General features: G+C 63.0%; 13 protein-coding genes. 5 read left to right on the top strand and 8 right to left on the bottom strand.

Annotated elements, in window-relative coordinates; all coding sequences use genetic code 11:
- Positions 1-3 precede the first annotated feature (3 nt).
- The 4 genes from C5L14_RS26530 to C5L14_RS26545 all read right to left on the bottom strand — a co-directional run bounded on the left by C5L14_RS26530 (position 4) and on the right by C5L14_RS26545 (position 5081).
- Positions 4-1626, bottom strand: coding sequence for a 5-guanidino-2-oxopentanoate decarboxylase (locus C5L14_RS26530; RefSeq protein ID WP_105865071.1), 1623 nt, complete (start codon positions 1624-1626; stop codon positions 4-6).
- 22 nt (positions 1627-1648) lie between these two features.
- Positions 1649-2602, bottom strand: a complete 954-nt coding sequence (gene speB / locus C5L14_RS26535) for an agmatinase (protein ID WP_105865072.1) — start codon at positions 2600-2602, stop codon at positions 1649-1651.
- A 104-nt stretch (positions 2603-2706) separates the two neighbouring features.
- Positions 2707-3588, bottom strand: coding sequence for a universal stress protein (locus tag C5L14_RS26540; protein ID WP_105865073.1), 882 nt, complete (start codon positions 3586-3588; stop codon positions 2707-2709).
- Positions 3585-5081: an APC family permease gene (locus tag C5L14_RS26545; RefSeq protein WP_105865074.1), complete on the bottom strand. Its 1497-nt coding sequence runs from the start codon at positions 5079-5081 to the stop codon at positions 3585-3587. Before C5L14_RS26545 ends, C5L14_RS26540 begins: the two co-directional genes overlap by 4 nt.
- A gap of 258 nt (positions 5082-5339) precedes the next feature.
- Here C5L14_RS26545 and C5L14_RS26550 point away from each other — a divergent pair, with 258 nt between their 5' ends.
- Together C5L14_RS26550 and C5L14_RS26555 are read left to right on the top strand one after the other, a co-directional pair.
- Positions 5340-5897 (top strand): Lrp/AsnC family transcriptional regulator, encoded by a 558-nt coding sequence (locus C5L14_RS26550; RefSeq protein WP_105865075.1) that lies wholly within the window; start codon positions 5340-5342, stop codon positions 5895-5897.
- Positions 5898-5918: 21 nt separating this feature from the next.
- On the top strand, positions 5919-6836 hold the full coding sequence (locus tag C5L14_RS26555) for a carbon-nitrogen hydrolase family protein (protein WP_209431086.1): 918 nt from the start codon (positions 5919-5921) through the stop codon (positions 6834-6836).
- Between the two features lie 5 nt (positions 6837-6841).
- Here the strand turns inward: C5L14_RS26555 and C5L14_RS26560 are convergent, their stop codons facing one another.
- The gene (locus tag C5L14_RS26560; RefSeq protein ID WP_105865076.1) at positions 6842-7678 is read right to left on the bottom strand and encodes an aldo/keto reductase; all 837 of its coding nucleotides are present in this window, start codon (positions 7676-7678) and stop codon (positions 6842-6844) included.
- A 508-nt stretch (positions 7679-8186) separates the two neighbouring features.
- Between C5L14_RS26560 and C5L14_RS26565 the strand changes: the two genes are divergently transcribed.
- Positions 8187-8495 carry a hypothetical protein gene (locus tag C5L14_RS26565; RefSeq protein ID WP_105865077.1) on the top strand — a complete coding sequence of 103 codons (309 nt, stop codon included), beginning with the start codon at positions 8187-8189 and terminating at the stop codon, positions 8493-8495.
- 175 nt (positions 8496-8670) lie between these two features.
- Positions 8671-9426 carry a 2OG-Fe(II) oxygenase gene (locus C5L14_RS26570; protein WP_105865078.1) on the top strand — a complete coding sequence of 252 codons (756 nt, stop codon included), beginning with the start codon at positions 8671-8673 and terminating at the stop codon, positions 9424-9426.
- 46 nt (positions 9427-9472) lie between these two features.
- On the opposite strand, the gene C5L14_RS26575 is transcribed toward C5L14_RS26570, so the two are convergent.
- The 3 genes from C5L14_RS26575 to C5L14_RS30490 form a co-directional block, all read right to left on the bottom strand.
- The gene (locus tag C5L14_RS26575; protein WP_105865079.1) at positions 9473-10819 is read right to left on the bottom strand and encodes a polysaccharide biosynthesis/export family protein; all 1347 of its coding nucleotides are present in this window, start codon (positions 10817-10819) and stop codon (positions 9473-9475) included.
- A 90-nt stretch (positions 10820-10909) separates the two neighbouring features.
- Positions 10910-12013, bottom strand: a complete 1104-nt coding sequence (locus C5L14_RS26580) for a glycosyltransferase (RefSeq protein ID WP_105865080.1) — start codon at positions 12011-12013, stop codon at positions 10910-10912.
- Positions 12014-12637: 624 nt separating this feature from the next.
- On the bottom strand, positions 12638-12976 hold the full coding sequence (locus C5L14_RS30490; protein WP_181161356.1) for a hypothetical protein: 339 nt from the start codon (positions 12974-12976) through the stop codon (positions 12638-12640).
- Between C5L14_RS30490 and C5L14_RS26585 the strand changes: the two genes are divergently transcribed.
- Positions 12858-13571, top strand: coding sequence for a sugar transferase (locus tag C5L14_RS26585; RefSeq protein WP_105865081.1), 714 nt, complete (start codon positions 12858-12860; stop codon positions 13569-13571). The genes C5L14_RS30490 and C5L14_RS26585 overlap by 119 nt on opposite strands.
- Positions 13572-13599 lie beyond the last annotated feature (28 nt).

A 13599-nucleotide genomic window follows, 5' to 3' on the forward strand; every position in this document is an offset into this window, starting at 1 on the left:
CCCTCATTGCGCCAATGCGGATGCCAACGACGAGCCCGCCCGGATCTCGATTACGGTGGGCACGTCGCGCGTGGCGGAGGCGGCAAGCTCCTGCGTCAATTCCTCGATGGTGCCAGGCAGCGCCGCCGCGCAGCCGAGCGCGCGGGACAGGCCGACAAAGTCCGGCGTGAAGATGTCAACGCCGATCTGCGGGATATCCCTGTCCGCCATGAAGGCCTTGATTTCGCCATAGGAGGTGTTGTTCCAGATGATCACGGCGGTGGCGATCCTGGATTCGACGGCGCTCGCCAGTTCCTGCAGGGAGAATTGCAGGCCGCCATCGCCGATCAGGCAGACGGACGGGCGGTCCGGCGCGCCGAGCTTGGCGCCGAAGGCCGCGGGAAGACCATAGCCGAGCGTGCCATAGCCGGTTGAGGAGTTGAAAAAGGATCGGGGCTGGGGTGCCTGGTAGAACTGGTTGACGGCATAGACCGGCTCTGTCTGGTCGCCGGCCACAACCGCGTCCGGCAGGGTCTTCGTCACGATCTCCATCAACCTGCCGTGCACGCGGCAGGCAGGCCACAGGCCGGCCTCGACCTTGGCTCGCACGGCCTTGGCGCGTGCCTCGCCCTCACCCGCCGGGCGTCCCTCGCCGAGAGCGGCCGAAAGGGCGCAGGCCGCCAGCTTGGCATCGGCCGCGATCGGCAGGTCGCAGCGCAGGCCGGCCGCGAGCTGGAGCGGATCGATGTCGATACGGATCAGCGGCCCGCCGAAATCGAGCGGCTTGGGCTCGGGGTACATTTCTGTCTCGCCGAACTCGGTGCCGATGGCGAGGATCGCATCGCTGGCTGCGAGTTCCTCCAGCAGAGGCTCCATGCCGAGATTGCCGTTGAGGGCGAGCGGGTGGCCGGGTTTCAGGATGCCGCGGCCATTGATGGTGGTGAAGACAGGCGCATCGAGCTTGCCGGCGATGGCGGTGATCTCGGCCGCCGCATCGGCCGCGCCGCCCCCCGCCACGATGAGCGGGCGTCTGGCGCTCTTGAGGATGGACGCGGCCTTTTCGATATCGACCGCGCCCGCGGAGGCCTTGGCCGGCAGCGGCCAGGCCTGTGTCGGCAGGTGGCCGGCCGGCGCCACGATGACATCGAGCGGAATTTCGATATGTACCGGACGCGGGCGCTGGGAATTGAATACGGTGAAGGCGCGCGCCATCACCTCGGGCAGCTGATCGGGATCGAGCAGCGTATGGCTGAAGGCACTAACCCCGGCCACCAGATTGCGCTGGGAGGGCAGTTCGTGCAGCCGCCCCTGCCCCATCGCCAGCTGCTCCCGCGCGTTCACCGCCGAGATGACCAGCATCGGTACCGAATCCGCATAGGCCTGGCCCATGGCAGTGGCGATGTTGGTCATGCCCGGGCCGGTGACGATGAAACACACGCCAGGCTTGCCCGTCACTCGGGCATAGCCGTCGGCCATGAAGCCGGCGCCCTGCTCATGGCGCGGCGTGACATGACGGATCTTCGTGGCCGGCAGGCCGCGATAGAGTTCCACCGTATGCACGCCGGGAATACCGAAGATCAGGTCGACGCCATAGGATTCCAGCAGCCTGACCAGATATTCGCCGGCGGTGAGGGACGAGCCTGACATGTGATGCACCGCTTCTTGAGGTCTATCGCCGCTGCACGCCCGGGAGCACGCAGAGCATTTCGAACAGGAGATTGGCCGCGGTGATCGCGGTGTTTCCGGCCGGATCGTAGGGCGGCGACACTTCGACGAGATCGCAGCCGACCAGGTTGAGGCCCCAGCAGCCGCGGATGATCTCGAGCGCCTGGATGGTGGTGAGGCCGCCGATTTCCGGCGTGCCGGTACCGGGGGCGATGCTGGGATCGAGGCTGTCGATATCGTAGGTCAGATAAACGGGTCCGCTGCCGACCTGGGCGCGAACTTCCTCCATCAGCGGCGTCAGCGACTTGTGCCAGCACTCTTCGGCCTGTACCACGCGGAAGCCCTGCTCGCGCGGCCAGTCGAAATCGTCGGCGGCATAGCCGGTGCCGCGCACGCCGATCTGCACGCAGCGCTTGGTGTCGAGCACGCCTGCCTCCACCGCCCGGCGGAAGGGCGTGCCATGGGCGATCGGCTCCCCGAACATATGTTCGTTGATATCGGCATGGGCATCGACATGGATCAGGCCGACGGGTCCGTATTTCTCGGCCATGGCGCGCAGGATCGGATAGCTCAGCGTGTGGTCACCGCCCAGCGTCAGTGGCCGGCAGCCATTCCTGATGATCTCGCGATAGGCGTCGGTGATGATGTCGACGCATTTGGGCAGGTTGAAGGTATCGATGGCGACGTCACCGATATCGGCGACCTGCAGGCTGTCGAACGGGGCGGCACGGGTCGCCATGTTGTAGGGGCGGATCATGCAGGATTCGGTGCGGATCTGGCGTGGCCCGAAGCGGGTGCCCGGCCGGTTCGAGGTGCCGATATCCATGGGAATGCCGACGAAGCAGGCGTCCAGCCCCTCCGTGGTCGGCTGCGTCGGCAGCCGCATCATGGTAGCGGGACCGCCGAAACGCGGCATCTCGTTTCCGCCGAGCGGCTGGTTGAAGGATTTGGCCGTCATGATTTCCTCCGATGGAGCCGGCGCTCACTCCTGCGCGACCGCCCACCCCTGAACTTCGAGTAAACTGGGCCCCGAGGACCCAGTTTTTGGTACCCGGTAATGCCCTACTCGTCCACGCGCGGCAGGATGAGGCAGGGTACCGGCGAGTTATGCGCGATCTTGCTGGAGTTGGAGCCGAGGAACACTCGCATCAGAGGCCCCAGGCTGCTCGAGCCCACCACCAGCAATTCGGCATTCGCCCAGAGCAGCGAATCGAAAGCAGCCTTCCAGTTCTTGCCGTCGCCGATCTCCCCGGAGATCTCGACAGGCCCGTCCCAATGATCGAGGACGGCGGCCTGCGCAGCGCTTGCCTGTTCGCGCAGGGTGTTGGAGACGATGTTCTCGGCGTCATAGCCTGCGCCGGTCGGATACATCTGCTTGTCGCGCACCACCAAAGTCACCAGGCGCAGGGGAACGCCGAGCAATTGGGCAAGATCGGCACTGCGCCTGGCCAGCCCCGGCGAAGAGGCACTGCCGGCAAAGGCGCAGCTCAGCCGCCGCACCTGCGTCCTCGCATCGGCTGAATAGCCCCGTGGCGCCACGGCGACGGGCAGATGAGCCGAGCGCAGCACATCCGTGGTGACATGCCCCTCCCCGAAACGGCCGAGCGGGGCGGCACGGGTCGAGCCCAGCACCAGGCAGTCGGCACCGATGTCGGAGGCCACCTGCAGCAGTCCTTCACGGGCGGATGCGGCGGAGACGATGACGAATTCGGCCTGGACATCGGGAGGCAGGCTCGCCTTGGCCTTCTCCTGCGCCTTGGTGGCGTGCTGGTGCAGGAAATTGCCATACTCGCCATCGACACGCGCCGGCGACGGCGGGCCCCAGGTATCGGGCGTGACGGTGCACACGACCAGGGAGGCGCCGCAGGAGCGCGACAGCACCGCGCCGAGGGCGAGCGCCTCGCGCCCGCCCTGGTCGGCGGAAAGGCCAACGAGATATTTCATTGGGCTGCCTCGCCGACGGCGTTGTCAGGGATCTCCAGCCGCGAATGGCGGGCCGAATAGGTGAAGTAGAGCAGCGCCGCGATCGCGATCCACACGCCGGTAATGGCGTAGACGATGCCGCTCAGCCGCAGGATTAGATAGACGCAGGCGATGATCGAGAGGATCGGCAGCACCGGGCCGAACGGGACCCGGTAGCCGCGCTGCATGTCGGGCTGGGTATAACGCAGGATGAGCACGCCGGCAGAGACCACGGTGAAGGCCACCAGCGTGCCCATGCTGGTGAGATCCCACAGCAGCCCGGCCGGAACGAAGGCGGCGATCAGAGCCACGAAGACCGAGACGATGATGGTGCAGGCAACCGGCGTCATGGTGCGCGGGTTCACGTCATGGAAGATGGCCGGCAGCATGCCGTCGCGGGACACCGCGAACAGAATGCGCGACTGGCCGTAAAGCACGATCAGCGTCACCGAGAAGATCGAGATCACTGCGCCGGCCGCAAGGAGATTGGCAGGCCAGGCCGCGCCGGTGATGTTCTGGAGGATGGTGGCGAGGCCCGCTTCCTGCCCGTCGAACTGGCTGGCCGGCTGCACGCCGAGAGCGGCAACGGCGACGAGGACATAGAAGGAGGTGACGATCACCAGGGCCGCAATGATAGCGAGCGGCAGGTTCCGCTTGGGATTGACCACTTCCTCGCCGGCCGTCGACACTGCATCGAGGCCCACGAAGGTGAAGAAGATCGACGCGGCCGCCGCCTGCACGCCGTTAAATCCTTTCTCCCCGAAGAAGGGCGTGAAATTGGCAGCGTTGAAAGCGCTGCCGGCAATCACGATGAACAGCGTCAGCACCGCCAGCTTGATCAGCACCATGATGGCGTTGGTGCGGGCCGATTCCTTGGAGCCGCGCAGCAGCAAGAGGCAGCACAGCGCCACCAGGATCACGGCCGGCAGGTTGATCAGGCCGGAGCCGTCGGCGAAAAACGCCATGGCAAAGGGGTTGTCGCTGTCAGGAAGCGTGATCGGCCCCTTGATCATCCAGCCGGGCAGCACGATGCCCGTCAGATTGCTCAGGAGCTTCTCGACATATTCGGCCCAGCCGACCGCCACCGCGGCGGCAGAGATGCCATATTCAAGCACCAGGCAGGCGGCCACGAAGAAGGCGACGCCCTCGCCCAGCGTGGCGTAGGCGTAGGAATAGGAAGAGCCGGAGACCGGGATCATCGAGCTCATCTCGGCATAGCACAGCGCCGACAGCCCCGCTGCAACGGCAGCGATGACGAAGGAGATCACCACTGCCGGCCCTGCGACGGGTACCTGCTCGCTCAGCACGAAGAAGATGCCGGTACCAATCGTGGCACCCACGCCGAACATGGTGAGCTGGAACAAGGTGATGGAGCGGCCGAGATGGCCGTGGCCATCACCGCTGTCAGCGGTATCGGCGACCAGTCGACTGACCGGCTTCTTGCGGGTGAGCCGCTCGATGAGGGATGACGCCATGGTTTCACTTCCCCTGGATTGCCCTTGCGGGTGCCTTCTTATTGTGCGCCAGTGTAGCGTCGGACCCAGCAAAAGTGCTGCCAAATTTCCGTCACATTTCAACACTTGCTGCTGTCCGAGCATGGCTGCGCGCAAGTTTGTGCCGCCGGGAACCCAGGCCCCGTCTTGACGAGATCACCCGCAGGGTATCCTCATGCCGCCTAGAAAGGCGGGCCCGCTGGAGTCGCGGCGGGAGGTCGAGCGGCAGGGAGCGAAACAATGAAAGACGATGATGGCTCGATCCGGCTCGACCAGGTCGACCTGCGCATCCTGGCGCGCCTGCAAGCCGATGCCCGCGCCACCAACCAGGAACTTGCCGATGCGGTGGGCCTGTCGCCGAGCCCCTGCCTGCAGCGCGTCAAGCGTCTCGAAAAAGCCGGCGTAATTTCGAGCTACCACGCCAGCATCGACATCGCCAAAGTCTGCCGCCATGTCGACGTCATCGCCGCCGTGACCTTGAACAGCCATGGCCTCGACGATTTTCTCGCCTTCGAGAAGATGGTGATGGCCATGCGCTATGTGGTGGAATGCACCAAGGTGAGCGGTCCGATCGACTATCTGGTTCGCTTCGTCTGCCCCGATATCGGTTCCTATCAGATGCTGTCGGACGAATTGCTGAAGCTCGGCCCCAAGATCGGCAATCTGTCGAGCTATATCGTGCTGAAATCGACCAAGCCGTTCAAGGGCGTGGCCCTCGACGATCTCGTCGCTCCACAGCCCCGCTCCGTGCTCCGCTTGGATTCCGCCGCGAAAACCGCTACCCGGCAACTGGAGTGAGTCCATGAGAACCGGAAAAACATGTCAGGCATTCACCCCGAGGTGAACGACGCATCGGCCCCGCTTCCGCGGCGGGACAATTCCCGCTTCCTGATTGCCGGCATCCAGATGCCCGTGCCGGTCACCGGGCAGAACATTGCGGCGATGGCGGCCCAATTGGAAAAGGCGGTCGCGCTCTATCCCGGCGTCGACATGGTGGTGTTCAGCGAACTGGCCGCGCACGGGCCCCTGCACGCCTGTGCCGCCGCCGATCCTCGCGCGGACGAGGCCGTCTTCCAGGCGCTGGCTGCCAAGCATCGCATCTGGATCATTCCCGGCAGCGTTTTCGTGGAGCGTGAAGGCAAGACCTACAACCATGCCGTGGTGATCAATCCTGCCGGCGAAATCGTCGGCCGCTACGACAAGATGTTTCCCTTCATGCCGTTCGAGGCGGGTGTGACGGGCGGCAGCGAGTTCCTGGTCTTCGACGTGCCGGACGTCGGCCGTTTCGGCCTGTCGATCTGCTACGACATCTGGTTCCCGGAGACCACACGCACCCTGACCTCGGCGGGCGTCGAGGTGCTGATCCACCCGGTACTGACGGGCACGACCGATCGCCAGGCCGAACTGGCCATCGTCCAGGCTACCGCGGTGATGTTCTCCTGCTACGTCTTCGACGTGAACGGTCTGGATGGCGGCGGTGTCGGCCGCTCGCTCGTCGTCGATCCCACCGGCGTGGTGCTGCATCAATGCGGCCAGGCCACCGAGATCTTCCCGATCAACATCGACCTCGGGCTCGTCAGGCAGGTTCGCACCGAGGGAGCCAATGGTCTCGGGCAGGTGCTGAAATCGTTCCGCGACAAGAATGTCGTGCTGTCGACCTATGCCGACAATGGAAGCTCGGCCTATCTCGACAGCCTCGGTCCCCTGGTTCCTATGCGCAAGCGCAACTGGGCCTGAGCGGTTCAGAGCATCTCCAATCCCTGCTTGCGGCGCGGCGGCGAAAAGGCGGCGTCGAGGCTGCTGCGATCGGCATCGCTGAGCTTGATCGCCAGCGACCCCAGATTCTCCTTCACCCGTTCGGGATGACGGCTCTTGGGAATGGCAACGATTCCGGGCTTGTCGAGCACCCAGGCGAGCGCGATCTGTGCGGGGGTCGCCCCATGCTCGCGCGCTATCGCTTCCAGCACCCGGTTCCTGGCCAGCGCTCCCTGCTCGATGGGGGAATAGGCCATGATCGGCATGGAGCGTTCGCGGCAATGGCCGATCAGGTCGTACTCGATCCCGCGCCGCGTCAGGTTGTAGAGCACCTGGTTGGCCTGACAGTCCGGGCTGAGTGCTTCGACCTCCTGCATGTCATCCACGTCGAAATTGGAAACGCCCCAGCGCAGGATCTTGCCGGCCTGCTTCAGTTCGCCGAAGGCCGCGATCGTCTCCTCTAGCGGCACGGAGCTTCGCCAATGCAGGAGATAGAGGTCGAGGCGGTCCGTGCCCAGCCGCTTCAGGCTCTCCTCGCAGGCGCGAACCACCTGGCGGCGGCCAGCATTCGAAGGCAGGACCTTGGAGACGAGATAGGTCTGATCGCGCCGTCCCGCGATCGCCTGTCCCACCACCTGTTCGGCACCGCCGCTGCCATACATCTCGGCGGTATCGATCAGGCCAATGCCGAGGTCGAGCCCGGCGCGCAAGGCGGTGACCTCCGCCGCAGCCTCACGCCTCTGCTCCCCCATCCCCCAGGTTCCAAGCCCGAACACGGGCATAGCGGAACCATCCGGCAGCCGGGTGGTGGGAATGTTCGTCATGGCGGACTCCTCGAATTGGCGCCGGGGACAGGACGATCCCCGACGCGGTGGCGATCCTATCGCCCGTTCCGCCGGATTTCGACCCCTGCTCCCGATCATGCGCATCACGCCGCCCCAAGAGAGGAAAATCGACACGGAATGCGGTGACCACCCCGGTGTCCGGCCCCGGTTTTACCGATTTCCCATACCTCTTTGCGGTAGATGGGGAAGAAAAAAGGAGTGAAGGAAAGGCCATGCCGGCGCCCGAAACCGGCGGGCCGTAAACGCCGCTAAACCACTCAAGGCCTCTCCTTACGTCATCTGGCACCGTGACGGCGGCACGACAGCTACGTCTCCTGGCCGCATGGTGGAATGGATTGCTACTTTCGATCGAGGAAAAAATCGATTTTCCTGCATCACCCTAAAAATACCCCGCAAATTTGCCGGTCTGCATTTTGAGATCGATTTCATTAAGTTGTCTCGGAGCAATCTACCTTCCACCCGAACGACCCCAGTGAGCTAGGCATCCATGAAAGAGCCGAAAGACCCGGCCATCGCAGCGGCACTCGAATATGAGTTCGCCACGCATGACGCGATAGCCAATCTCAGGGACCGCAGATCCCCGGCAAAGGTCAAGGCCTGCCTTCGCTGGGCCGATGCCCTGTTGCAGCTCGAAGCCCTACCCGAATCCGATCATCGCCGCGCCGGCGATTTCCTGGCCATGCGCGGCAAGATTCCGATCGAGGCCCGCAGGATCATCACCGATGCCATGGTGCGCCTGGATGCCGCTGCCATGGCCGCCGAGTGCCGCTTCGCCAAGACGCAGACCAAACACTGACCCCCGATACCGTCGAACCGTCTCTGAACGCACCGCGCGCTTGCCGCCCGCGGTGTCGTCTTATTTGACGGTACGCGATCGTGCGACAAGACAGGCAGCAGAGATCGGAATGTCGGGACGACCGGACCAGCCTAGAGTCGTCGTGAGCCCATCATGATGACGAAAGGACGAGCCCATGCCTGGCCATCCCCGCCCCCAACCCGTTTCCCCGCCTGCGCCTGCTTCTTCCGGTGGCGACCGGATCGCCGCCTATGACTGGGAAGGCCTGGCGCAGGAACTCGACGATTATGGCTGCGCCGTATTGGGCGGCCTGCTCTCGCCCGAGGAATGCCGGGGCATTGCCGATCTCTACGATCAGGAACGGCATTTCCGCAGCCACATCCATATGGCCAGGCATGGCTTTGGCCGAGGCGAATATCGTTACTTCGCCTATCCCTTACCAGCGCTGATTGGTGAGCTCAGAACCGCGCTCTATCCCCGCCTCGCCGCCACCGCCAATGCGTGGAACGAGCGCATGGGAATCCAAGAGGCCTATCCGGCGGCCCATGCCGATTTTCTGAAGGCCTGCCATGCGGCCGGCCAGAACCGGCCGACCCCATTGCTGCTGCAATATGGGCCCGGAGACTTCAACTGCCTCCATCAGGATCTCTATGGCGACCTGGCCTTCCCGATCCAGGTCGCCATTCTCCTTTCGCAGCCCGGCCGCGATTTCACCGGCGGGGAGTTCGTCCTCACCGAACAGCGGCCCCGCATGCAGAGCCGGGTCGAAGTCGTGCCCTTGCGCCAGGGCGATGCCGTCGCCTTCGCCGTGCATAATCGGCCCGTCCAGGGCAGCAGGGGCTCCTATCGCGTCAATCTGCGCCACGGTGTAAGCCGTGTTCGCTCGGGACACAGGCACACTGTGGGCCTGATCTTCCATGACGCCCGATAAGACAGCACCGGGGAGACGAGAAGCGCCGCCTTCCCGCAGATGGCGATCAGGGTTGTGCAGAGGCGGAAGAGTGCGGCACGATCTCCTGGCCGTTGGGTGCAGCTCCCAAGCGTTCCACTCTCACTACGTCGCCGGGATAGACCGGATCGGCTTCGTTCGCCTCGATGGTCTGCGTCTTGTCCCCGACCCGCCGGATGATGGCAAAGGTCAGCTTGCTGTTGAGGTTGCCCATCTGGGAGACCACAGCCTGCGGCGCCTGCACCTCGGCGTTGTAAACGAGCCCCTGTGTCGTGGTCGTCTTTTCGGCATTCACGGAGATCTTGCCCCGTACATCGGAGATCTCGGTCAGAATGTCGTTGCGCCGTTTGTTGTGCAGGTCGACGACATCGCGTTCCGCCTTGGAGATGTCCTGCTGGGCACGCAAGATCAGCAGGTCGATATCGAGGCGATTGCTTTCGAATTGCGAGACGTTCTGATCCAGCGCCAGTTTGCGCGAGGCGACGGCCAGGCCTTTGGACACCAGGCCGTTGACGTTATCCAGTTCTTCCTTGGCCAGTTCGAGCTGGCGCTGCAGCGACTGGCTCTTGGCCTTGAGGGATTCGATCTCCGAACCGAGCAGCTTCTTGGTCTGGTTGATCGCATCCTCCTGCGAGCGCAACGCCTGCTTGCGCGCTTCGAACAGGAGCTGCTCCTCCTTCATCATCTGGGCGACCTGCGGCGTATCGGCCTGGCTCATCAGGTCCTTGGGGAAGGTAATGGTATCACTGCCCTGCAGCTCGGCATCGAGGCGCGCCTCGCGCGCCAGCAGCCCCAGCCGTTCCACCGCCAGGGTCCTGAGATCGCCGCGATTGACCAGGCTCTCCCGCTGGAAACTGAGGAGACCGAAATCGGAGACGCGCAGCACGCCTCCCGCCGTGCTGACGGCCTGGAGCACGGTAAGGCCGGGCTTATAGGGATACTGGCCGGGCGTGGTCACCATCCCCAATATATAGAAGGGCCGGTAGGTCGACACTTCCACCGAGGCATCCGGCCGGTTGGAGAGCCCGATGCTGGCCTGCAGTTTCTCACCGATCAGGACAGACAGGTCGCCCGTGCTCTTGCCTGCCGCCGGCACCTCACCAATGAGCGGCAGGGAGACGTTGCCGGACGCGCCCACCACGAATTCGCCGGTCAACGCGGCCCATTCATGCACCTCGCTGGAGGAAGCCCGCCAGTCATAGACTCTGATCTTGAGCTTGTCCTCCGGACCGAGCAGATAGGGCTCCGCCAGCGCCGTCGTTGCGATACCCACCGTGGCGACTGCCGTGGTGAGCACGGCGATCGCCACGCGACGCAGGCCGGAACGTCGTGATTTGCGGGAAATTGCGGCCCTGTGAAATGCTTCGAAACTCATGAGGCTCAATACCGTCCTTCAATGAACGGACCTTGCGGAAAGGCCCGATCCAGTCTGCTTTGAAATAACGCAGCGACGCTGTCACATCGACTATGCCTGCGCGCTCTTTTCATGCACGCGCCGATCGACATAAGCGCGCATCTTCTCGGTGAAGACTTCCTTGCCGAAGCCTGCCGCATGGGCCGTGATGGCTGAGGGATCGATATCCATCGCTTCCAGACGCTCGATGGCATCGATGATGGCTTCCACGCTCTGTGTCTGGAAGAACACCCCGGTCCTGTCGGCAATCACGGTTTCCGTCGCTCCTCCCCGCCCATAGGCGATCACGGGACGCCCGCTGGCCATCGCTTCCACCGGCACGATGCCGAAATCCTCCTCGCCAGGGAACACCAAGGCACGGCAGCGGGCATAATGGTGCTGCAACGCGCCGAAGGGTTGCGGTCCCAGGACCGAAACGGTCGGCCCAGCCATGGCCTTGACCTTGGCGAACATCTCGCCGCCGCCAATGATGACGAGTTTCTTGCGGGTTCGGTTGAATGCCTCCACCGCGAGATCCGGCCGCTTGTAGCGGACCAGCTCCCCCACCATCAGGTAGTAGTCTTCCAGTTCGGACGCCTCGACGGGACGGAATGCCATCGTATCGACGGGTGGGAATATGACATCTGAATCGCGTCGATAATAAGACTGGACGCGCCGGGCCACGGTTTTCGAATTCGATACGAAATGATCGACGCGTGACGCAGAGGCCGCATCCCAGTTGCGAATGTAATGCGCGATCGGCGGCATCATCATGCGCGTGAGGAAACCGCTGCGCTCGCGATAGTCATGGAACATGTTCCAGATGTAGCGCATGGGCGAGTGGCAATAACAGATATGAGTCGCATCGGCTGGCGGAACGATGCCCTTGGCCGGCCCGGACTCGCTGCTGATCACCAAGTCGTAGCCGCGGAGGTCGAGATTTTCGAGGGCCATCGGCATCAGGGGCAGGTAGGACTTATAGAGGCGATGGGCCGCGGGCAGGCGGTCGATAAAGGATGTCGACACCTTGTGCCGGCGGATCACAGGCGACACGGCATCGGCCCGATAGACATGGGTGAAGATGTCTGCCTGCGGGAAAAGCTCGCAGAGCGCCTCGATGACCTTTTCGCCGCCGCGCATGCCGACGAACCAGTAATGTACGATTGCAACTCGCATTGCACCAATTCTTCCTGCGGGGCCCAAGTCGAATGCCCGATTCAAAGCACAAATACAGTTTTCGTCGTCCGCTCCCAAGCATTCGGACGTACGACGAAGGGGGTAATACGCCCCATTCCGCCAGAGCACGAAACGCCCGGCAAACTGCGACGGGGGTGACCGCAAGCGTTGCGGATTAGCATGTGCCGGCCGGCCACGACGTGCGTTCTAGCACACATCCCGCCCGGGTGAGGTATTGGCCATTTTTCGCCCGAAACCCGCCAAATTCCTAGTGAGCCCCGCCATGATTGCGCTTTCGGTACTATCCATTCCCTCCCTTCGAAGGCCCACCCTATGGCGCAGATGCCTCCCCGGCGGCGCCGAAAGCATGGCAGTCCTATTCGAGAGTCTAAGATCGGCTAACACTACCCCTCCCCGGGGTAAGGAAAAATGCGGCCACGATGGGGAGAATTAAGCCAGCCAACCTTCCAAAGAGATAGACGTAACCCCTTTCCGTAACGCGGCTTCCGCCTACCCCTACCTCTTAAACCGTATGGAGTAATTCAAACTCTATCCTTTTTGTATAGGGGTATGCCGCCAACTCACCGCAACGGTAGGTACCAACCCCCCCAAATTCCAACAGCTCTAATCCTTGATTTCCAACACAAAATTCAGCAATTCAGGATCAATAAATTCATCCAAATCAAAACACGTTTCGGCTTGTTTTTTAAGAACGTCGGCAAAAACTTCAAAACGCCGTACCAAGTCCGATTTTGTTTTGGCTGCTGCAGCGCAATATGCTGAACGGCAGTGCCACCCGGGATGAATACCATAACGTAATGCAGCACTCTGACCGAGGCGAGAGATGGAAAACTTGGCTAGCTCGAACAATCTTAGCCGTATACCCGGCAAAGACGATGCTTCCTTGTTCCAATCAAATAGGCAAAAAAGCGGCCTATCCCTGGAATTGGCAAGAGGAGGCAAGCGCGTGCTCGATATCGTCACTGCCTCGGCTGCACTCGTCTTCCTAATGCCACTTTTCGTGCTGCTGCTCGGAGTGCTGCTCGTCCTTCAGGGCCGGCCGATTTTCATTCGGCACAACCGCGTCGGACGTGGTGGCGCACTCTTTCCCTGCCTGAAGTTCCGTTCGATGGTAACCAACTCGGAGGAAGTGCTGCGCGAGCACCTTGCTGCCAACAGTGCTGCCCGCCAGGAATGGGAAGAGACCCACAAGCTCAAGAATGATCCGCGCATCACGCCGCTCGGCCAGTTCCTGCGCAAGTCCAGCATCGATGAGCTGCCCCAGCTCCTCAATGTAATCCGGGGTGACATGAGCCTTGTCGGCCCGCGCCCGATCGTCCGCGATGAAATGGTGCGCTACGGCGCCCATATCGAGGACTATCTCAAGGTGCGTCCCGGCCTCACCGGCTTGTGGCAGGTCAGCGGCCGCAGCGACGTGTCCTACCAGCACCGCGTCAGCCTCGATGTCCGCTATGTGCGGGAATGGAGCCTGTGGAGCGACATCGTCATCATCCTGAAGACGATCCCCGCCGTACTGCGTCCCTCCGGCTCCTATTGAGCTTGGTTCAAGAGTCGGCCGCAGTTCA

The sequence above is a fragment of the Labrys okinawensis genome, assembly GCF_002982075.1.
Taxonomy (GTDB): domain Bacteria; phylum Pseudomonadota; class Alphaproteobacteria; order Rhizobiales; family Labraceae; genus Labrys; species Labrys okinawensis_A.

Excerpts from the sequence above, each read along its gene's own strand:
- C5L14_RS26530 (WP_105865071.1), bottom strand. The coding sequence starts at position 1,626 with ATGTCAGGCTCGTCCCTCACCGCCGGCGAATATCTGGTCAGGCTGCTG.
- speB (WP_105865072.1), bottom strand. The coding sequence starts at position 2,602 with ATGACGGCCAAATCCTTCAACCAGCCGCTCGGCGGAAACGAGATGCCG.
- C5L14_RS26540 (WP_105865073.1), bottom strand. The coding sequence starts at position 3,588 with ATGAAATATCTCGTTGGCCTTTCCGCCGACCAGGGCGGGCGCGAGGCG.
- C5L14_RS26545 (WP_105865074.1), bottom strand. The coding sequence starts at position 5,081 with ATGGCGTCATCCCTCATCGAGCGGCTCACCCGCAAGAAGCCGGTCAGT.
- C5L14_RS26550 (WP_105865075.1), top strand. The coding sequence starts at position 5,340 with ATGAAAGACGATGATGGCTCGATCCGGCTCGACCAGGTCGACCTGCGC.
- C5L14_RS26555 (WP_209431086.1), top strand. The coding sequence starts at position 5,919 with ATGTCAGGCATTCACCCCGAGGTGAACGACGCATCGGCCCCGCTTCCG.
- C5L14_RS26560 (WP_105865076.1), bottom strand. The coding sequence starts at position 7,678 with ATGACGAACATTCCCACCACCCGGCTGCCGGATGGTTCCGCTATGCCC.
- C5L14_RS26565 (WP_105865077.1), top strand. The coding sequence starts at position 8,187 with ATGAAAGAGCCGAAAGACCCGGCCATCGCAGCGGCACTCGAATATGAG.
- C5L14_RS26570 (WP_105865078.1), top strand. The coding sequence starts at position 8,671 with ATGCCTGGCCATCCCCGCCCCCAACCCGTTTCCCCGCCTGCGCCTGCT.
- C5L14_RS26575 (WP_105865079.1), bottom strand. The coding sequence starts at position 10,819 with ATGAGTTTCGAAGCATTTCACAGGGCCGCAATTTCCCGCAAATCACGA.
- C5L14_RS26580 (WP_105865080.1), bottom strand. The coding sequence starts at position 12,013 with ATGCGAGTTGCAATCGTACATTACTGGTTCGTCGGCATGCGCGGCGGC.
- C5L14_RS26585 (WP_105865081.1), top strand. The coding sequence starts at position 12,858 with ATGGAAAACTTGGCTAGCTCGAACAATCTTAGCCGTATACCCGGCAAA.